At 59.1% G+C, this 19,664-nt stretch carries 15 protein-coding genes; 14 read left to right on the top strand and 1 reads right to left on the bottom strand.

Going from position 1 to position 19,664, the window contains the following annotated elements:
* The first annotated feature begins 256 nt into the window (after positions 1-256).
* From EDC14_RS13890 to EDC14_RS13880, 3 genes are all read left to right on the top strand, one after another.
* Complete coding sequence (locus EDC14_RS13890) at positions 257-2,788, top strand: HD domain-containing phosphohydrolase (protein ID WP_132014909.1); 2,532 nt, start codon at positions 257-259, stop codon at positions 2,786-2,788.
* A 192-nt stretch (positions 2,789-2,980) separates the two neighbouring features.
* Positions 2,981-4,063 (top strand): A/G-specific adenine glycosylase, encoded by a 1,083-nt coding sequence (mutY, locus tag EDC14_RS13885; protein WP_165908017.1) that lies wholly within the window; start codon positions 2,981-2,983, stop codon positions 4,061-4,063.
* Positions 4,064-4,225: 162 nt separating this feature from the next.
* Complete coding sequence (locus EDC14_RS13880; RefSeq protein ID WP_132014907.1) at positions 4,226-5,272, top strand: HD-GYP domain-containing protein; 1,047 nt, start codon at positions 4,226-4,228, stop codon at positions 5,270-5,272.
* Positions 5,273-5,331: 59 nt separating this feature from the next.
* Here EDC14_RS13880 and EDC14_RS13875 read toward each other — a convergent pair whose 3' ends face one another.
* The gene (locus EDC14_RS13875; protein WP_165908016.1) at positions 5,332-5,607 is read right to left on the bottom strand and encodes a YkuS family protein; all 276 of its coding nucleotides are present in this window, start codon (positions 5,605-5,607) and stop codon (positions 5,332-5,334) included.
* A gap of 266 nt (positions 5,608-5,873) precedes the next feature.
* Here EDC14_RS13875 and EDC14_RS26820 point away from each other — a divergent pair, with 266 nt between their 5' ends.
* The 11 genes from EDC14_RS26820 (at position 5,874) to EDC14_RS13825 (ending at position 19,385) form a co-directional block, all read left to right on the top strand.
* Positions 5,874-6,035 (top strand): hypothetical protein, encoded by a 162-nt coding sequence (locus tag EDC14_RS26820; RefSeq protein ID WP_207930749.1) that lies wholly within the window; start codon positions 5,874-5,876, stop codon positions 6,033-6,035.
* Between the two features lie 208 nt (positions 6,036-6,243).
* Complete coding sequence (locus EDC14_RS13870; protein WP_132014905.1) at positions 6,244-8,133, top strand: DUF8189 domain-containing protein; 1,890 nt, start codon at positions 6,244-6,246, stop codon at positions 8,131-8,133.
* Between the two features lie 217 nt (positions 8,134-8,350).
* Positions 8,351-9,538, top strand: a complete 1,188-nt coding sequence (locus tag EDC14_RS13865; protein ID WP_165908014.1) for an OmpA family protein — start codon at positions 8,351-8,353, stop codon at positions 9,536-9,538.
* A gap of 203 nt (positions 9,539-9,741) precedes the next feature.
* Complete coding sequence (locus EDC14_RS13860; protein WP_132014903.1) at positions 9,742-10,788, top strand: TRAP transporter substrate-binding protein; 1,047 nt, start codon at positions 9,742-9,744, stop codon at positions 10,786-10,788.
* Positions 10,785-12,335, top strand: a complete 1,551-nt coding sequence (locus EDC14_RS13855; protein WP_132014902.1) for a sensor histidine kinase — start codon at positions 10,785-10,787, stop codon at positions 12,333-12,335. The genes EDC14_RS13860 and EDC14_RS13855 overlap by 4 nt, the downstream gene beginning before the upstream one ends.
* Entirely contained in the window at positions 12,320-13,921 is a 1,602-nt protein-coding gene (locus tag EDC14_RS13850) for a response regulator transcription factor (RefSeq protein ID WP_132014901.1), read from the top strand. The genes EDC14_RS13855 and EDC14_RS13850 overlap by 16 nt, the downstream gene beginning before the upstream one ends.
* 457 nt (positions 13,922-14,378) lie before the next feature.
* Positions 14,379-15,539 (top strand): ABC transporter substrate-binding protein, encoded by a 1,161-nt coding sequence (locus EDC14_RS13845; protein ID WP_132014900.1) that lies wholly within the window; start codon positions 14,379-14,381, stop codon positions 15,537-15,539.
* A 168-nt stretch (positions 15,540-15,707) separates the two neighbouring features.
* Positions 15,708-16,829: an ABC transporter ATP-binding protein gene (locus tag EDC14_RS13840; RefSeq protein WP_132014899.1), complete on the top strand. Its 1,122-nt coding sequence runs from the start codon at positions 15,708-15,710 to the stop codon at positions 16,827-16,829.
* A 5-nt stretch (positions 16,830-16,834) separates the two neighbouring features.
* Complete coding sequence (locus EDC14_RS13835; protein WP_132014898.1) at positions 16,835-17,707, top strand: ABC transporter permease; 873 nt, start codon at positions 16,835-16,837, stop codon at positions 17,705-17,707.
* A gap of 25 nt (positions 17,708-17,732) precedes the next feature.
* Entirely contained in the window at positions 17,733-18,554 is an 822-nt protein-coding gene (locus EDC14_RS13830) for an ABC transporter permease (RefSeq protein WP_132014897.1), read from the top strand.
* 174 nt (positions 18,555-18,728) lie between these two features.
* Positions 18,729-19,385: an inorganic pyrophosphatase gene (locus EDC14_RS13825; protein ID WP_132014896.1), complete on the top strand. Its 657-nt coding sequence runs from the start codon at positions 18,729-18,731 to the stop codon at positions 19,383-19,385.
* Positions 19,386-19,664: the final 279 nt, after the last annotated feature.

Genomic DNA, 19,664 nt, shown 5'->3' with positions numbered 1-19,664 from the left:
AACGGCTTGGCGGTTCCGCGCCCCCGCCGGGAAGGAGCGCCGGGGAGTCCGGCGGTCCGGCCGGGGAGGCGGGAGGAAGCTGGAAAGACTCAGGGAAAAAGCACCCGTCCGACACGGGTGCTTTTTCCGTGCCCGGCTTTGATTCAGAAAATTTAGCATTTTGCCGATATGATGTAAAAGGAACTATATCCATAATACCCCAGCCCGAGGTATAATGAATTATAAGTATCTTGATCCGATTTGAGGCGACCGCCGCATGTCCCTACGCTTAAAGACCGCCCTTATCTTTATCCTCTCCCTGACGGTGCTGATCGTAGCGCTCACTTTGGGGCTGCGGGGCTACCTCTTGAACCGCCTGGACGAGCTGGAGCAGCAGGAGATCCGTTCCAACGGCGAGCGGGTCTTGCGCGCGCTGGCCAACGAGACCGACGGCTTGGACGCCATCTTGCGCGATTGGGTCCATTGGGAGAGTGGCGCGGAAGGTTTTCCTGGCCGGGAACGGCGCATCCCCACCGGGACCTTCCGCCATCTCCGGCTGGGGCTGGTGATCCGGCTCGACGCCGCCGGACAGCCGCTCTTCCACCGGCAGTATGATGCGGCGCAACAGCGTCAACAGCCGGTCCCGGCCCCCCTCCTCCGGAAGGTGATCGCCCCGGTCATGCCGCGGTTGGCCGGCTCCGCCGGAAGCAAGGGCTTTCTGGAGCTGCCCGGCGGCCTCTTGATCTTCGCCGCCCGGCCGGTGGGCGCCGTCCCCGGGCGCGAAACGCAGCAAGGCTACCTGATCATGGGCCGTTACCTGACCCGGCCCGAACTGGCCCGGATCGCGCGAATGCTCGACCTGCGGCTGGAATTGCTCTCGCGGCGCCAGTTCCGCGAATGGCGCGGCAGCCGCGCCGTGAGCCCGGAAGGCCAAGCCCGGGTGTGGGTGGAGGCGCGCAGTTCCAGGGCGATCGACGGCTATGCGCCGCTGGCAGACTTGGATGGCCGTCCGGTGGCCGCAGTCCGGCTGACCATCCCGCGCGAAATCTATCACCAGGGGCAGCTGAGCCTGTGGTATTTCTCCGTGGCCATGCTTATCCTGGGAGTGATCCTCTCCCTCTTGGTGCTGGCTTTCCTGGAAAAGTCGGTCCTGTCCCGGCTGGCCTTTTTGAATGAAAGAGTTTGCGAGATTGCCGCCAGCAACGATCTGTCGATCCGCATTCCCATCAGCAAACGGGATGAATTGACCAGTTACGCCACTGTTTTCAACCAGATGATGGACAGCCTGGAGGACTCCCGGCTGGAGCTGGAGCGGAACCGGGAGCAACTGGCCAGCGCCAATCAGCAGTTATTGAATATTATCGACTTTTTGCCCGACGCGACCTTCGTCATTAACTGCCAGGGCAAGGTCGTGGCCTGGAACCGGGCCATCGCCGAGCTGACCGGCATCACCAAGCAGGAGATCCTGGGCCTGGGCTATTATGCCTACGCTTTCCCGTTCTGGGGCGAGCCGCGGCCGTTGCTCATCGATCTGGTCACCGCCGACTTTGACGAGATCCGGCGCTATTATCCTTCCGCCGAACAGAACGACCCGATCCTTCAGGCTGAGGTCTTCCTGAGCAAGCTTCATCAAGGCCGCGGGATCTACGCCCTGATCTCGGCGGCGCCGCTATACGACCATGCCGGGAACCTGGTGGGGGCCATCGAGACCATTCACGACATCTCCAACCGCAAGAAGGTCGAGGAGCAACTGCGCTACCTCGGCTGGCACGACCAGCTCACCGGAATGTATAACCGGACCTATTTTGAAAGGGAGATCGAACGGTTCCAACACGGCGAGTACAGCCGGCTCGGTCTGGTCATGTGCGACGTGGACGGCTTGAAATCGGTCAATGACTCGCAGGGCCACGCCGCCGGCGACCGCTTGCTGCGCAGCGCCGCGGAGTTGATTGCTGCCGCCGCGCAGGGCAATCAGATCGCCGCCCGGGTCGGCGGGGATGAGTTCGCCATTCTGCTGCCCGATTGCACCCTCGATGAGCCGCAACAGATCCAGCGGCGTCTCACGGAACTGCTGGACGCGCATAATCAGGCCGCCCTCGCCGGAAGCGAGCCGAAGCTGAGCATCTCACTGGGCTGGGCGATCAGCGACGACCGCAAGACGGTTCAGGAAGTCTTCGAGGAAGCGGACAACAATATGTACCGCAAGAAACTGCACCGCAGCCAGAGCCTGCACAGCAACGTCATCCAGATCCTCATGAAGACGCTGGCGGCGCGGGATTTTATCACCGAGGGCCATGCCGAGCGCATGAAACACCTGGTTCAGCACCTGGCCGAACGGACCGGGCTGCCGGAGCGCAAGGTGCAGGATCTGAAGCTGCTGGCCGAGATTCACGACATCGGCAAGATCGGCATCGCTGACAATATTCTTTTCAAGCCTGGCGTCCTGACCCCGGAGGAGCAACAGGAGATCCAGCGCCATTCGGAGATCGGCCAGAGCATCGCCGAATCTGCCCAGGAGCTGAGTTACTTATCCGATTGGATCTTGAAGCATCATGAATGGTGGGACGGGAGCGGCTATCCGCTGGGACTGAAAGGGCTGGAGATTCCGCTGGAGTGCCGGATCCTGGCCATTGCCGACGCTTTTGACGCGATGACCAGCGACCGCCCGTACCGGCGGGCGATGCCGACCCAGGAGGCCCTGGCCGAGTTGGTCCGCGGCGCCGGGACGCAATTCGATCCCGAACTGGTGAAGAGCTTCGTCGCCTTGGTCACGGAGGGCGTCATCCGGCGGAGCGGGGACGCTTCCTAAAAAGATCAGGGGGGCGTTTGGGCCTGGGGGGTGAAAAGGTATTGACGGCCCCGCGCCGGATATGTCATGATGAAACAGTACTTCGTATGATAGGGTCTTTTTCGTGGCGCGGCGGAGCCTCCCCGGTCCGCGCGGCGCCCCATTCGATACCATCTCCCTGCTGAGGGGTTTTTCAGCGAGAAAGGACAGCCATTGCGGCAGGAATCAGTGCAGGAGCAAGCAGTCGAAGTTCAGGATGGACCGGGAAGTTTTGGCGGAGATGTCCTGGCCTGGTACCGGGGGAACGCCCGTTCCTTGCCATGGCGTGATACCCGCGATCCTTACGCCATCTGGGTTTCCGAAGTGATGTTGCAGCAGACCCGGGTGGAAACGGTCATCCCCTATTACCACCGTTTTCTGGAGCAGTTCCCGACCATCGCCGACCTGGCGGCGGCACCGGAGGAAGCGGTGCTGAAGGTCTGGGAAGGACTGGGCTACTACCGGCGGGTGAAGCTGTTTCAACAAGGGGCCCGTCAGGTGGTCGCCGAATACGGCGGCCAATTGCCGGCCGAACCGGAACAGTTGGCCGCCCTGCCGGGAATCGGCAGCTATATGGTAGGCGCGCTGGCCAGCATCGCCTTCAACCGGCCGGTTCCGGCGGTGGACGGCAATGTCATCCGGTTGGTCAGCCGGTTGCTGGCGTTTCCGGAAGATTCGACCACCGGACGTTCCCGGCGCATCTTTACCGATTGGATTCAGGCGCGTTTCCCGGCGGGAGCGGCCCGCGATTTTACCCAAGGCCTGATGGAATTGGGGGCTTTGATCTGCCTGCCGAAGGCGCCGCGCTGCGACGGCTGCCCGGTCCGCCGCCACTGCCGCGCCATGGCGGCGGGAGATCCGGAACGGTTTCCGGTCAAGAAGACGGCCCGACCCATCCCAACGGAACGCCGGATTGTCCTGTGCATCAACTGGAATGACCGGCGGCTGTTCGTCCGGCGCCCGGACCGCGGGTTGCTGGCCGGCTTTTGGGAGTATCCCAACCTGCTGGATGGCCCGGCGACCGATGCGGCCCGGCTGGCCGCTGCGTGGACGGGGGAACAGTTGGGGCGGGAGCTGGCGTTCGCGAAACGGTCGGAGCTGACCCAAGTCTTCACCCACCGGCGCTGGGAGATTGAGCTCTGGGAGGCGGAGTGGTCCCAGGCCGAACCGCCAGCCACGCCGCTAGGCGGCGCCTGGCTGAGCCGGGTGGAAGCGTCGGCCCTGCCGCGCGTGGCGTTTCTGCGGCAATGGGATTGAACTGCCGGCAGCGCCGCTTCGGCCGCGGAACCGGCTCCGGCCCCGTCGCGCCGCAAGCGTTCCCGGCACGGCAATTCGGCTTGAACGCCGCGCGGCCGGGAAATGAGGATTGGTGCGGCGTTCGGAGAGAAGGCAAATCTCTTAATTTGGTAGGAGAATTGGATGCGTTTAATCCCCATTGATAAAGTGCAGCCCGGCATGGTATTGGGAAAGACCCTGTACCGGGAGGAAGACGGCAAAATACTGCTCGTCAAAGGCACTGTCCTAAAGTACAAATACATCGAAAGGATGAAAAGCTTCGGCTTTCCCTACCTGTATATACGCGATCCCTTTTCCCTGGAGGATGAAGAGATTATTCAGCCCATCCGGGATGAGACCAAAATCAAGGCGGTCCAGGTGTTGAAGTCCGCCATCCAGCAAGTGGAACGGAACGAGGAGGTCAATATCAAGCGGATCCGGGAAGTCGTGGTGGAGGTCGTCGACCAGATTCTCGAGGATCAACGGATCGCCTATAGCCTCTTGGAGATGAACAGCCATGATGCCTATACGTACAACCATTCCGTGAATGTGACCATCCTGGCCCTGCTGATCGGCAGTTATATCGGGCTCTCCCGCGACGACCTGGAACTCCTGGGTGTCGGCGCCATGATGCACGATATCGGCAAGACCTTAATTGACCCGCATATACTGAATAAACCGGCCCGTCTGGATTATCAGGAGTTTGAGATTATGAAGCAGCATTCGCGGAAAGGGTTCGAGATCCTCAAGGACAAACTGCCCAGCTTTATCCCGGCCCATATCGCGTTGCAACACCATGAGCGGGAGGACGGCAGCGGCTATCCGCGGGGAATCACCGGCTCCGGAATTCACCGTTTCTCGAAGATTGTGGCTGTGGCCGATGTTTTCGACGCAATGACCTCGAACCGAATCTATCAGGTGGCGCGGCCGCCCTTCGAAGCCATTCAGGAGATTGCGGCGGAATGCGATCAAAAATTCGACCGCCGGGTGGTCCGGGCGCTCTCCAAAGTGATCGCGCCGTTTCCCATCGGCAGCGTGCTCCTCTTCCAGAATGGCCTTCAAGGAGTGGTTACTTTCGTTTCCCGGATCAAATGCCTGGTGGAGCTGATGGATGGGCCCTCCAAAGGGCAGCGCGTCGATCTTTATCAAATGGAGGACCTGCAGGTCGCAAAGGTGCTCGGCCCGGTTTGAACCACCGAACGGTAAAAACTCCTGCGACAGGAGTTTTTACCAGTGTGAAACCACAGAGGTTACAGGGATGACTCCGTCTCCAAGGCGCGTTCATCGAGCATCTCCTTGATCTGCTGAGGCGAGAGCCCGCTGGCGTCGATGACCGGGGCCTGGGTCTTGATGTCATGCATTCCCAGGAAGTTCTCATCCATTCCCGAAGTCACCACCGCTGCGACATTGGCGAATTGGGCGCCGGCCTCCCGGTTGTGCTGAAAATTCAGCACATCGTAGCCCTGATGGGTCAGATATTCGCTGATATTGGAGAGTTGGGACTCCACCGCAATCTTCTTTTTCACCCTTATCACCTCCGTCCGTTATTTTGCCCGCCCCGCCTCAAAAATCCGTTGGAACTAATACCCAGGCTCAACCGCACGGTTCTTTTGGTAACGGACGAGATAAGCTTTCACGGGATGGAAAATAGGACTATTCTCCTATAACTTTTGGCCGGCCACTTCCGATACTTGTTATATAGTAGGTAGCCGGGTTTTTGCCCGGGGGATTGGCTGATAGAAAGGGTTAATTGCGGTCCAATAATTTTGGAACGGGATCGGAGTAAACAATGGTGATGCAGAACGATCCGCTGGTGGATGCCATCAACCGCCGCGTCAATACGGTGGCGGCTATCAAACAATACCAGCATATCAAGAACTTGATGGCCGATTTTACCGAGCAGGAGCGGACGGAACCGGAGCAGTCCGCCCGGGTGGATCAGAGAATCAACTGAAGCTCCGGCTCTCTGCTTCACATTAAGGCTAACACCCGCTTGGCGGGTGTTTTTTTATCATATCGAATTCAAAGGATTCTTTCCGGGTGCGTAGTATTATTATGATTCGGGATAACGTTTTTTGGCTTTCGAGGGAACCTTTGGGGAACGAACTGCGTCTAACTGGTCAAGAGCTCTAAAAAACCCATAGAAGAAAGGAGTGTCGCCAATGAATAGTTGGCAACGGAAAACGGCTCTGGTCTTCGCGATGATTTGTTGCGCTTTCCTGATTGGCTTAGTGGGATGGAAGGGGGTAACCGCCGCGCCCTCTTGGGATGAGTGGGAAGCCATCTCCGGACAGACCTTTTCCCGTCCCTGGCTGACGGTGTACGGAGACCGGGTCATGGCCGGCGTCACGGGCACCGATTCCAATATTTATATCGCCGGCATGAATCGGTTCGGCGAATGGAACAATTGGAAAAATTACGGCCTTCGTTGTGTAGGCGGACCGGCGCTGGTCTCCTTCGGCGGCCGGCTGCAGGCTTTTATCCGCAGCTCCGACGGGAGGCTTTATTCGACCATCTCCGGGGGTTCCGGGCCCCGCATTAGGCTCAACATCGATGACGGGGACTTTCAATTCTTTTGGCAGGACAATCGGTTGCGGATCAGCTCCGAGCCTTCGGCTGTCGTCTACCGGGGACGGGTTTACGTGGTGGTCCGCGGTTCCGACGGCCGGGCCTATCTCAATTCAGTCACGGAAAACGGCCGCTGGGGTAATTGGCAGAATCTTGGAATCGCGACCCCTTCTGCTCCATTTATCGGAGTCTTTCAAAACGAACTCTTAATCGCGGTGCGTAGCTCGGATAACCGAATCATGATCAGTAGCGACCCGTCGGGCTCCTTCCGGCGCAGCCCCTGGCGTGAAGTGCCGGGCGGCGGACGGACCCCGGATACACCGGTTTTCGCCGAGTATCGGGACCGTTTATATATGGTGGTGCGGGGCACCGACAACGGGATTTACTTCAATTCCCGCTCCCGCAACGGCTGGTCCGGCTGGTCGGCCATCGGCGGCGCCACCCCTTCGGCCCCGGGCATCGTTTCGTTTGACGATCAGTTGTATCTGATGGTGCGAGGGACGGATAACCGCATCTATGTGAATCAGTTCTCCGGCTCCGCCTGGCGCAAACCGGTATGGAACCGGCCCGGCCCCGGACCCCGACCGGATCCCGGCCATTGGCCCAATCCTGGACCCGGACCGCGCCCCGACCCTTGGAGACCAGGCCCGGATCGTCCGGGATCTCCCGACCGCGACCGGCACCAGAGCTGGCAAGGCTGGCAACGGTTCCCCGACGGTGAAACGCCTTCGGGAGCGGCGTCCATCGAATACAATGGCCAACTCTTTACCATGGTTCGCGGCACCAACAATGGTATTTTCGTAAAGACCGGGCTGGGCCCCGGCTGGCGTGAGATTGGCGGAGCGACGACCGGTAGTCCGGCTTTGGAGAAACACGAGGGTTCTTTATACGCATTGGTGCGCGGAACCGATAATGGCCTCTATGTAGCCCGTTACAACGGATCCTGGCGTGACTGGACCGGCATCGGCGGAGCGACCCCATCCGGCGGCGCACTGGTCTCTTATAATGGCAGTCTTTACGCCATTGTGCGGGGCACTGACGACGGCGTCTACGTCAATCAGATGGTTCGCGGCAACTGGCGCGGCTGGACCAACATCGGCGGCAAAACCAGTTCCGAGCCTGCGGCAACGGTTCACCAAGGCCGGCTTTATCTGGCCGTCCGGGGCACAGACAACAAGATTTATCTTCGAACCCTCGCCGGACGGGGCTGGGACGACTGGTATGAAGCGCCCGGCGGCGGATTGACTACCTCCGGGCCGAGTCTGGCGAGCTTCCAAGGCCGGCTCTGGATAGTCGTCCGGGGCACCGATAACCGTCTCTGGGCCAATACCCGCCAGGGAGAGGGCAGTTTCAGCGGCTGGTCGGAATTGCCGGGCAATGGCTTGACGAGTGCCAATCCCAGTTTGGCAGTATATCGCGACGACCTCTACCTGGTAGTAAAAGGTTTTGGCGATAATTCCATTTGGTGGAATAGCTACCGTTAGAAAATCGGAGTTTACCCATTCCCGCAGAATTTCCGATCCTCAACTGCGGGATGGAATGGAGAACGGGATTCCAGATGTTCATAGTATCGCAGGGAACCGGCGGTTTCGCCGGTTCTTCGTTTTTCCTTTGGGCAACCAAAGGATTTTTTATTTATAAGATCTGGTATTGCTGGCAATAATGAAAGGGAGAGGAAAATGTTGCAAAGGAGTCGATGGGATGAGAAAGAAGCTGCTTTCGCTGTTCATCCTGGCCATCCTGATCAGCGGCGGCATCAGCCGGCCCGCCCAGGGCTTTTGGTCCCGGCCGCAGGAGGTCATGCTCTCTACTTTCGAGGGCAGGAGCAATACGCAGATCGAGTTGGCGGTCAACGCCAAAAAGCTCGGGACCGAAGTGGAGATCCGGTTGCTCAAGGAGGGCCAGCCCGATATCGTGGCCACGGGTCTCCGGCGTCCCGCACGCGACCAGATCATCGGCATTCTGGACTTGCGCGAGAAAGCGATTGGCGCTTGGGACGTCGAAATCGTCAATCATTACCGGTTTCTGTTTATAAAATTCCGCCGCGCCACCTTGATCCGGCGGGGTTTTGTCATTACCAATCCCACCCTCGGCCTGGCGGGGGTGGCGCCACGCGAGAGTTCCGGCGAGAGCGCCGTGGGGGTTACCCTGATTGGCGCGGGGTTTCGTCCCGGCACTGCGGTAACCCTGGAGAACGGCGTGGCCAGCCGAGGCGCGGCCCAAGTCCATGTTCTCTCCGACACGCTTCTGACTTGCCGGTTTGATCTGATCGGGCTGGAGGCCGGAGTTTACGATCTGAAGGTCGTTGGGGACGACGGACAGCAGAGCGTATTCCGGGGGGCTTTTGCGGTCAGACCCAGTTTAAGCATTCCTGAATTGCGGGATCCGGCGCCGGAACCGGCGAGCCAAACGCCTTCCCTGACCGCCGATGGGGCGGAGGGAGAATCGGAACCGTCGGAGTCGCCGGGGGCCGGGACGCCCGGCACGGAAGAAAGAGCTGCTTCGCCGGCCAACCGTCTCTTCAAACCGGTCTTTTTCGCCTTGAACAAGACGGTGCTTCGTGCCGATCAGCTGCCGGCCCTGGAAGAAGCCGCCGCTTTTCTGCGGCAGCATTCGCAAGGCTATCTGATTCTGGGCGGTCATACCGATGAACGCGGCGACCGGCGATACAATCAGCAGCTGGCGGCGGCCCGGATCGAAGCGGTCAAACGTTATTTGATCCGCCAAGGAATCGTCCGGACCCGGCTGATCGGGTATCCTTTCGGCGAAGCCCAGCCGGCCCGGACCGGCCATGATCCGGACGCCTGGGCATACAACCGCCGGGTCGATCTGCTCTATAGCGAAGAGCGGCTTAGTCCGGATAAGGCCTGGCAGTTGATGCGGCCTTAATTCCGTCCCGGGGCGTTTGATTGCGGAAAACCTAACGAGGCTCTGAACTGAAATCAGTCAGAGTCTTGTTTTTTGTCCAAAGAATCCTCCAGAAACTGCCAGGATAATTCCGTTTTTTTTTAACGGCTGCGGAAGGAATCGGGGTCAATGTCGCTAATAGATGAATAGATCTTTACAATCTTGTTAAAAACGGAGTGAGGCCGGTGCTCTTTTCCGCACGAAGACTGCTGCCGCTGCTGTTGGCGCTGGTATTAGGGTTCGGCTCCGGCTGCAGGATCGGAGGGCCTTCCCGCGCCGCCGGGCATGACCAAGCAGCTGCGGCCGGGCCGTCCGCCCGGCCGGGCCCGGGCCAATGGGTCTTCCGCCTGGCCGAGGCGATGCCTGCCGATTACCCGGCCACCATCGGCGATTTTGAGTTTGCCCGTTTGGTGGAGGAACGGAGCCGGGGCCGGATCAAGATCATGGTCACTTACGGGGCCAAGTTGGGCGATGAAACTTCGGTGATGGAACAGGTTCAATTCGGAGGGGTCGAATTCGCCCGGCTCAATGGGGCGGTCCTGGTCTACCGGCCGATGAGCGTCCTGTCTCTGCCCTATTTGTTTAAGGACGCCGACCACCTGTGGAAAGTGCTCTACGGCCCGATCGGCGATGAATTGCTGGCGGGTTTGGCCGAGAAGAATCTGGTGGGTCTGACCTACTATACTTCGGCCGCCCGCAGCTTTTATACAAAGAAGCCGGTACGCACCGTGGCCGACATGCGCGGCTTGCGGATTCGGGTGCAACCGAGCAAGCTGTATATGGACCTGATTCGGTCCCTGGGGGCCGAGCCGGTGCCGATCTCTTTCAGCGAGGTCTATAACGCGCTCCTGCTGGGAAAGGTGGACGGGGCCGAGAACAATTGGGCCAGTTATTACGCGGGCCGCCATTATCAGCTGGCCAAGTATTATATCGTGGATACGCATACCCGCACGCCGGAAGTGCTGATGGCCAACAAGACCGCCTTTGAGCGGCTGAGTAAAGCCGACCAAGCGCTGATCCGGGCCGCGGCCCGGGATTCGGTGAAAAAGGAATGGCGGGCTTCGGCGGCCATGGAGGCCGACCTGGAAGCGGAGGTCCGCCGCAAGGGCGGGATCGTAATTCACCTGGCCGATGCCGAGAAGGAAAAGTTCAAAAAAGCGGTGGAACCTCTATATCTGGTCCATGGTCGGGAATATAAACGCTTGATCGAGCGGATCCGCGCCACCGAATGAGCGGGACGGAGGCGGATAAGCTCCGGGAGGAGAGCATGGCGGGCGGGAATTGGCGGGATAAAGTCAGAAAGCTATCGATCCGGACCAAACTGATCATTTTCATGACCGCGTTGATCGTCATGACCAGCCTGGTGAATTTGTACTTCTACTACCGGGCGTACATCGCGATGGATGAGTTCAACGCGATGCTCAGGGATTATACCCGGGTGAACAGCTTATCGATGCAATTGGTTCAGGGCCGGAACTATCTGGAGGAGTATATCACCACCCGGGACCGCGCCGCCAAGGATGCTTTTCTGGACTACCGGCGCCGGGTGGACCGCCTGGCCCTGGAGATCGACAGCAAAAATGCCACGCTGGAGACATACCTCTGGAGCAAGTCGATCCGGAACAGCCTCGCCGCTTACGATGAGAAAGCGGCCCAGCTGCTGGAGGCCGAGCCGGGCAGCGCCGATTTTTCCAGCGAGTACGCGGCGCTCAAGAGCATCTCCACCTATCTGGAGAGCTACATCAAGCAATTGCTGGACACCAAGCTGACCGAGGGAGAATGGTACCACCAGCGGCTGAATCAGCGGGTGGGCTTCATCCGTCTGCTCAATCTGGGCTCGGTGATCGGCATCACCGTCTTCAGCCTGCTCGGCGTGCTGATCCTCTCGCGCAGCATTACCGAGCCCCTGCGGAAGCTGGCCCACTTCTCCAGCAATATCGCCAAAGGCAATTTCAAGACCGAAAAACTGCCGCTCGACTTCTCGGAGGACATCAACATCCTGGCCGTCGCCTTCAACAAGATGGCCCAGAGCATCGAGCAGATGATCCAGGAGATCACCTCCAAATCCGATCTGGAGCGGAAGCTGCACGAAGAGGAGTATAAGAACCTCAAGATCTCCGACCAGTTGACCGAGGCCAAGTTCCTGGCCCTGCAGTCCCAGATCAACCCGCATTTCCTCTTCAACACGCTCAACGCCATCATGCGGCTGGCCATGTTCGAGCGGGCCCGCAAGACCACCGAGCTCATCGAGGCCTTGGCCCGGATCTTCCGCTACAATCTGGGCCATGCCAACCGGGAGGTGCCGCTCGGTGAGGAACTGGCCATCGTCCGGGAGTATCTGAATATTCAGCAGACCCGGTTCGGCGACCGGATCCAATTCAGCCTGGTCTGCCGGGCCGACATCGCCCAAGTGACCATCCCCCGCCTCACCCTGCAGCCGCTGGTCGAAAACGCCATTGTGCACGGACTGGAGCCCAAGGAGCGGGGCGGCGCGGTACGGGTCAAGATCACGGCGGGCGACGGCGTCACCCTGATCAAGGTCATCGATGACGGCACCGGCATTCCCCCCGCGAAGCTGCGCCAGCTCCTGACCGGCGAAGGGGAGGCCGGCCGCCACCAGGGGCATACCACCGGCATCGGCCTGAATAACGTGAAGGAGCGGATCGAGCTTTTCAGCAAGGAAGCGGGGGCCTTCCGCATCTGGAGCAAACCGGACCTGGGAACCGTGGTCATCCTGAGATTGCGACGAATGGAGGCCCCAGCATGTATAAACTGTTGATCGCCGATGACGAGCCGCTGGAGCGGGAGGCCATCCGCTTTATCGTGCGGGAGCATTTCGGCGCGGTGTTTGAGATGCGCGAGGCGGCCAACGGCCGGGAAGCGGTCAAGCAGGCCTTCGAATTCCGGCCCGACGTCATCTTCTTCGATATCAAGATGCCCGGCCTGAACGGCCTGGAGGCGGCGGCCCGGATCCGGACCGAGCTGCCGGAGTGCCGGCTGATCGTGATCTCCGCCTATCACCACTTCCATTACGCCAAAGACGCCGTTTCGCTGCGGGCCGACGAATACATCACCAAGCCGGCGCCGGCCGACGAGATCGTGGCGGTGCTGCGCAAAGTGACCGGCATCATCGACGATCACCGGACCCGCCAGCGCCAGGAGGAGGAGATGGCGGAGCGGCTGCGCCAAGTGACGCAGTTTTTAAAGGAAGAGCTGCTGCTGCTGATCGTCCGCGGCGAGGCCGAAGAGGAACTGATCCGGGAGTATTTCAGCCTGGTCAACCTGCAAAGCCATTCCTTCGTCTTCGCCGTGCTGGCTCTGGACGACGGCCGTGCCCCGGGCGGAGGGGCGGGGATCGAGTGGACCCTCCGGCGCAAGACCGCCTTGGAGCGGGTCAAGCTCATCCTGGCCGACCGGGGCTACGACTGCCTGACCGGCTTGGTGGGGCAGGAGATCGACCTGCTGCTCCTGCTCGACCCGGGGCTCGACGAATACGGAGCCCGGCTCGCCGGAGTCGAGCTGCTCTCGGCCATCAAGGAAACGCTCGAACTGGAACTGGAGCTCACCGTCAACGTGGGCATCGGCAATCTCTGCAGCGACAGCGCGGGCATCTACGCCTCCTTCCTGCAGGCCAAATTCGCGCTGCGCTACGAACCGGCGCCGGGCGCGCTGAACAGCTACGGCGACATTCACAAGGGCGAAGCCGGCCAGGCCTATCCCTTTAATAAGGAACGGTCCCTCTGCGAGCAGCTGATCCAGGGCGATTCCGAAGCCGCGCTGCGACTGTTGGAGGAGATTCTGGAGTGGTTTTCCCTGGACGGCGCCGGCCTCGACGCACTGAAGGAGCGCAGCTACCAGCTGCTGCTGGCGCTGCTTCGCGAGGCCGGGCTCAACGCCAATCTGAACGAGTTCGGGGCGGACCCCGTGGCGCTGCGCCGGGATCTCTTCCTCCAGGAGAGCGGCAGGGAGGTCAAGGCTTTTGCCAAACAGTTCCTGATGGCCAAGATCGGCGAGATCAACCGGCTCAAAATCTCGCGCGCCAATGCCCTGCTGGCCCGGGCCGTCGCTTACCTGGAGGAGCATTTCAGCAAGGAGATCTCCCTGGAGGAGGTAGCCGAGGCCATCCGGATCAGCCCCTTTTACCTCAGCAAGCTTTTTAAGAAGGAATTGGGAGCCACCTTTCTGGACTATCTGACCGCCCTCCGCATCCAACAGGCCAAGCTGATCCTGGCCGACCCCTTGAGCAGCGTCAAGGACGCCTGTTTCCAAGTGGGCTACCGCGACCCCAACTATTTCGCCCGGGTCTTCAAGAAGAGCTGCGGCATGACGCCGACCGAGTACAAGGCCAATCCGCTGGGGCATTAAGCCAGCCCCATCGCAGGTAACCTCCGCCGAATCGTCCCGCCGGGCCGCGCCGCCCGCCGGCAACCCGGCTCCGCCGCTTGGCGGTTCCGCTCCTTCCTTTTGCGGTCCCGCCCCAGGGGAGGGAGCTTCCGCTAAAGTTTCCGGCAGACCTTCTGAAGGGTTTGGACGGCCTGGAGAACGCTCTGACGGTTCCGCCAAACCGGCCGGCGGCCCTTCCCGTGCCTTTTCACCCTCTTGCGGCGGCGTTTCCAGCTCCGCCGCGCGCTACTCCGATCCCGCCCGCAGCTTTCGGCGCATTTCTCCTTTTTAAAAATGAGTTACGGTTTCATTTCGTTTCCATTACAAGATTGTGCTATAATTGACAACTTTGTATAGAGGTAAGAGTCCGCCGCTCCTGGTATTTTTAACTCATGGAAAGAAGCGCGAGCTTCTATAAAAATAAGGGGAGGTAGTCCAAGTGAAAAGATTGAAGTTTCTAAGCCTCTTTTTGGTGATCGTGACCGTGTTCAGCATCTTCTCGGTGGGCTTCGGCGCCGAGAAACCGGTCAAGCTGAGCATCATCGACGTTGCCGGCAACCTGCAGCTTTCCAAGCCGGCCATCGACGCCTTTAAGGCGCTCAATCCCCAACTGGTTTCGGACATTGAGTTTATCAAGGCGACCGCTCCCGAGCTGCCGGCCAAGATCAAGGCCCAGCAACTCGCCGGCAACCTCGACACCACTCTGGTGCTGACCGGTTACGACGCGATGGCTTCCGGAGTCGAGATGAAGCTGTGGGAGAAATTGATGCCCGCCTATAAAGAGTACTTCCCGAACCTGGAGAAAAATTATCTGCCGGGCGCCAAACAAGCCTACGACTTGTTCGAAGGGTTCGGCATCACCTATGTGTACTGCCCCGGCGGCCCGATGTTCACCTATAACCCGGACAAAGTGAAGAAGGTTCCGACCACGCCCCAGGAATTGCTGGAATGGTGCAAAGCCAACCCCGGCAAATTCTTCTACGCCAGGCCGGCCAACTCCGGCCCGGGCCGCGCCTTCCTGCAAGGGCTCCCTTACATTCTGGGCGACAAGAATCCAAAAGACCCCAAGACCTGGGATAAGACCTGGAAGTTCCTGAAGGAACTGGATCAATACATCGATTATTATCCGACCGGAACCGCCATCACCTTCAAAGAGTTGGGCGAGGGCACCCGCTGGATGGTCGCCAGCCACCTGGGCTGGGACATGAACCAACGGATCCTCGAAGTCATTCCCCAGACCTACAAGGGCTTCTTCCTAAAGAAGACCACCTGGGTGACGGACGCCCACTTCATGTGCATCCCGAAAGGGCTCGACGACGCCCGCAAGAAGGCCACCCTGGAATTGATGGCCTTCCTGATGAAACCCCAGAATCAAGCCGTCACCTATGACAGCGGCTACTTCTATCCCGGTCCGGCCATCAAGGGCGTCACCATCAACATGGCCCCCAAGGAGAGCCAGGACAAGGTGAAGGCGGCCATGCGGCCCGAGTATGAGAAGGCCATCAAATCCTTCCCGTCCGCCACGCAACTGGATTCCAAACCGATGGTGGAAGCGATGGACATGTGGGACCGCCTGGTCGGCTCCAAGATTAAAAAGTAAGTCCTGCCACGGGTAATGCGGTGAAGAGACGTTGCCAGACGTCTCTTCATCGTAATAGCATTTTGCGAAAGCATAAACGGCTTTGTTCGCGCTTTTCGCTCCAAATCCGTCAAGGCTTTCGCAAAATGCGGCAACAAAATGAAAAAGAACGGTGACGGTGATAAGCATATGAGGGATTTTAAAACCTTTACCATCAAAAATGTCTGCAAGTCATTCGGCCCCAAGCAAGCGCTGAATAATTTCAATCTGACGCTGGAGAAAGGCCAGTTCATCACCTTCCTGGGACCGTCGGGCTGCGGCAAGTCGACCGCGCTGAATTGCATCGCCGGCCTCATCCCCATCACTAGCGGCGCGATGTTCATCGACGACGAATGCATCGATGACGGGGTGCACAGCGTGCCGCCGGAAAAACGCGAATTTGGGATGGTCTTTCAGAACTACGCGCTCTTCCCGCATCTGACGGTCTTCAATAACATCGCTTTCGGCTTGGAACTGAAGAAACTCGACAAGCAGGTGATCCGGGAACGGGTCAAGAGCGTGTTGAAAATGGTCCACCTCGAAGGGTACGAGGAGAAATTCCCCAACCAGATGTCCGGGGGAGAGCAGCAACGGGTGGCCATCGCCCGCTGCATCGTGATGGAGCCGCGCCTGCTGATGCTGGATGAACCCCTGTCCAACCTCGACGCCAAGCTGCGGATCGATATGCGCTACGAGATCAAGTCCATCCATAACCGGCTCCAGATCAGCTCCATCTATGTCACCCACGATCAACAGGAAGCCTTGGCGCTCTCCGACCGGATCGTGGTGATGAAAAGCGGCCATATCCAGCAGGTGGGCACGCCGGAGGAGGTCTACTCGCAGCCGGCCAACCTGTTCGTCGCCGACTTCATGGGCTTCCGCAATATTTGGCCGGCCGAGATCGAAACGATCACCGAGGGCGGCGCGGAGCTGGAAGTCCGGCTCAACGTCCAAGGCGTCAAACTGGCATCGCGGCTAGGGCCGGAGGCGGCCCAGGCCAAACGGGCCGGCCTGATGGCGGCCTTCCAAAAGCGGCAACCCGTCTACACGGCCATCCGGCCCGAGGACATCGCCCTGGGCGAAAACGGCCCCAACCAGCAGGAATGCCAGGTCGACGTGGTCGAATACCTGGGCCAGACCAGCCAGGTGGCGGCCAGCTTTACCAATGGCGTCCGGATCGATCTACGGCCGGAGGCCCGGGTGGACCAGGGCGAGACGATCCGGCTGACGATCGCGCCCGAAAAGATTCAGGTCTTTACGAAAGAAGGTTAGCCGCCATGAATAATACGAACAAGTGGGATCGGGCCCTCTTTTTGACGTTGCTGCCGGCGATCGTCTTCATTATCGCGCTGTTTATCTATCCGTTCTTTCACGGCTTCTATCTGAGCCTGACCGATGCCGACGGCGCTTTCACCCTGGATAATTATCTGAAGTTCTTCACCGACCAGTGGGAAGCCCGGACCATCGGGGTTACCCTGGGACTGGCGCTGCCGGCGACCTTGCTCAATGTGATCCTGGCGATACCCTTCGCTTATTTCATGCGCCACGGCATGAAGGGGGAGAAGCTGATCACCTTCTTCCTGATTGTGCCGATCACCCTGGGAACCGTGCTGGTGGCCGAAGGAATGCTCACCTACATGGGGCCCAACGGCTGGCTGAATCAGCTCCTGATGGCGCTGCACCTGGTGAAACGGGGCGCGCCGTTCCAGTTCACCCATAATTATCTCGGCGTCATGATCTCCCTGATCATTCAGGGGTTTCCCTTTGCCTTCCTCATGCTGCTCGGCTATATCTCGGGGATCAATCCCGACCTGGAGAAGGCCGCCAAGATTCTGGGCGCCAGCCGCTGGCAGACCTTCCGGAGGATCCTCTTTCCGTTGCTGGTGCCGGGGATCGCCATCGCTTTCTGCCTGAACTTTGTGATGGCTTTCTCGGTCTTTCCCTCGGCGGTCTTGTTGGGGCAGCCTTCGGGACCGACCCGGGTGATCTCGATCGCCGCTTTCCAGTGGGCCTTCGAGAAATTCGATTTCAATATGGGCTCCGCGGTCTCCATGATCATGGCCGCGATCGAATTATTCGTCGTGATGCTGGTGCTTTTCTGGCGGTCCCGGGTCTTCAAGAGCGCCTCCATTAGCGGCGGCAAAGGCTGAAATTGTGATGTGAGAAAGTGGGGGCATGACCTTGCAAAAGAAATGGAGTATCTCCAAGATCGTCTTTATGATTGCGATCCTTATTTATAGCCTGAATATTTGCGGGATTTTACTGACGGTTATCCTCAACTCCGTCAGCAAACGCTGGTATTCGGGATTTCTCCCCAAAATCTACACCTTCGAATGGTATCAGTACGTCATGACCGACCATGATATACCCAATCTGTTGAGCGTCACTTTTACGGTGACCATCGTGGTGGTCCTGATCTCCTTGCTCATCGCCTATCCGGCGGCCTATGCTTTGGCCCGCTACAACTTTAAGCTGAAGGGCTTTCTGATGTCGCTGTTTCTGTTACCGATGATCGTCCCGCCGATGGCTTACGGTATTCCCTTGGCCACCGTGCTCTATAAGTTTCACCTGGCCAGCCGGGTCAGCGGCGTGGTACTGGCCAACCTGGTGCCGATCGTGCCCTTTATGATCCTGATTTTGACTCCCTTCATCGAACAGATCGGGGTCAATCTGGAAGCGGCCGCCAAGATGCTCGGCGCCAGCAAGTTGCAGACTTTTTTCAAAATTCTGGTGCCGCTGACCATGCCGGGGATCCTCACCGCCGGGATTTTGTCGGTGGTCAAAACCATCTCGATGTTCGAATTGACCTACCTGGTGGCCGGGGGCAAGTCACAGACGCTGATCGTCGCCCTGTACGCCGACGCCTACGCGGCCGGGGCCCGGCCCGCCCAGGCCATCGACGCCATGGCGGTCGTTTATTTCACCACTGCATTGGCCTGCCTGATTGTGGCGCTGAAGTTCGTCAGCCCGACCCAGATGGTCTTCAAGGTAAAATAAAGCTTCGCTCCATAAGCACGCGCTTCTTTTTGCCCGGTTGGTTTGGGTACGCTATTGCTTTCCCGAATCACCGGGCTTTTTTTATCGATTATTCAAGCCGGGGGCGGAATGAGATGTATAGCCGGACGGTCGAGGCTGAAAACTAACAGGGAGATTAATCCGAGGAGGACCAAGATGAATCTCGCTGGAGCCGGATCGCTCGTTCAAGCCCATCCCTGGCATGGGATCTCCGCCGGAGAATACGCCCCGGAGATCGTCAACGCCTTCATTGAGACCGTTCCCTTCGATACTGTCAAATATGAGATTGATAAGGATTCCGGCCATCTGAAACTGGACCGGCCCCACAAATACTCCAGCCTCTGCCCGACGCTTTACGGGTTCGTCCCCCGCACTTACTGCGATCAGGCGGTGGCCCAATTCGCCGCGGCCCGATGCGGCCGCCCGGTGGAACGCGGCGACCGGGATCCGTTGGATATTTGCGTGCTGACCGAGAGCACCATCAACCGCAGCGGCATTCTGGTCTCGGCCCGGCCGATCGGCGGATTCCGCCTCTTCGACCGCTCCGAGGTCGACGATAAAATCATCGCGGTCCTGCTCCAGGACTCGGTCTTCGGGGAATGCACCAATCTGGGCCAGGTCCCGCGCGGATTGCTGGAACGGTTGAAACACTACTTCCTTACCTACAAGGAATCCCCCGAAGATTCCCTCGTCGCGCCGCGGCACATTGAGATCTCCGATGTTTATGACGCCGCCGAAGCCCGGCAGGTCATCGAACACGCCCGGGCCGATTATGCCACGCTGGTCTCGTCCGCCCTGGTGGCGCCCTTCTAAAAGCGTTGTGATAAACCCTGTCCGAAGGCCAGGGTGAACACAAAAGCTCAGAGAAGCAAGTGATAAAGTCGATTTTTAATCCTTTGAAAGAGTGATTTCCGAATTTGAGGACTTTATCACATGGCTTCTAAAACTCTCCAATGAATAAATATTACTGGGAATTGTGAGTTCCCGAAAGTCGCGGGATTCATAAAAAATCAGTCTTCGCAGGCATTATGCCGTTGATGACCCTTGGTAAGGAAACGTTGTATATTGTATTTTTTGTCAAACATATTGACA

The sequence above is a fragment of the Hydrogenispora ethanolica genome (assembly GCF_004340685.1).
GTDB classification, from domain to species: Bacteria; Bacillota; UBA4882; order UBA8346; family UBA8346; genus Hydrogenispora; species Hydrogenispora ethanolica.
The sequence above is the reverse complement of the archived record's forward strand: the minus strand, read 5'-3'. Positions and strand labels throughout refer to the sequence as shown.

Bases quoted from the DNA above. Each gene is read 5' to 3' on its own strand.
- EDC14_RS13855 (WP_132014902.1), top strand. From the start codon at position 10,785: ATGAGCGGGACGGAGGCGGATAAGCTCCGGGAGGAGAGCATGGCGGGC.
- EDC14_RS13865 (WP_165908014.1), top strand. From the start codon at position 8,351: ATGAGAAAGAAGCTGCTTTCGCTGTTCATCCTGGCCATCCTGATCAGC.
- EDC14_RS13850 (WP_132014901.1), top strand. From the start codon at position 12,320: ATGTATAAACTGTTGATCGCCGATGACGAGCCGCTGGAGCGGGAGGCC.
- EDC14_RS13835 (WP_132014898.1), top strand. From the start codon at position 16,835: ATGAATAATACGAACAAGTGGGATCGGGCCCTCTTTTTGACGTTGCTG.
- EDC14_RS13825 (WP_132014896.1), top strand. From the start codon at position 18,729: ATGAATCTCGCTGGAGCCGGATCGCTCGTTCAAGCCCATCCCTGGCAT.
- EDC14_RS13880 (WP_132014907.1), top strand. From the start codon at position 4,226: ATGCGTTTAATCCCCATTGATAAAGTGCAGCCCGGCATGGTATTGGGA.
- EDC14_RS13890 (WP_132014909.1), top strand. From the start codon at position 257: ATGTCCCTACGCTTAAAGACCGCCCTTATCTTTATCCTCTCCCTGACG.
- EDC14_RS13870 (WP_132014905.1), top strand. From the start codon at position 6,244: ATGAATAGTTGGCAACGGAAAACGGCTCTGGTCTTCGCGATGATTTGT.
- EDC14_RS13830 (WP_132014897.1), top strand. From the start codon at position 17,733: ATGACCTTGCAAAAGAAATGGAGTATCTCCAAGATCGTCTTTATGATT.
- EDC14_RS13840 (WP_132014899.1), top strand. From the start codon at position 15,708: ATGAGGGATTTTAAAACCTTTACCATCAAAAATGTCTGCAAGTCATTC.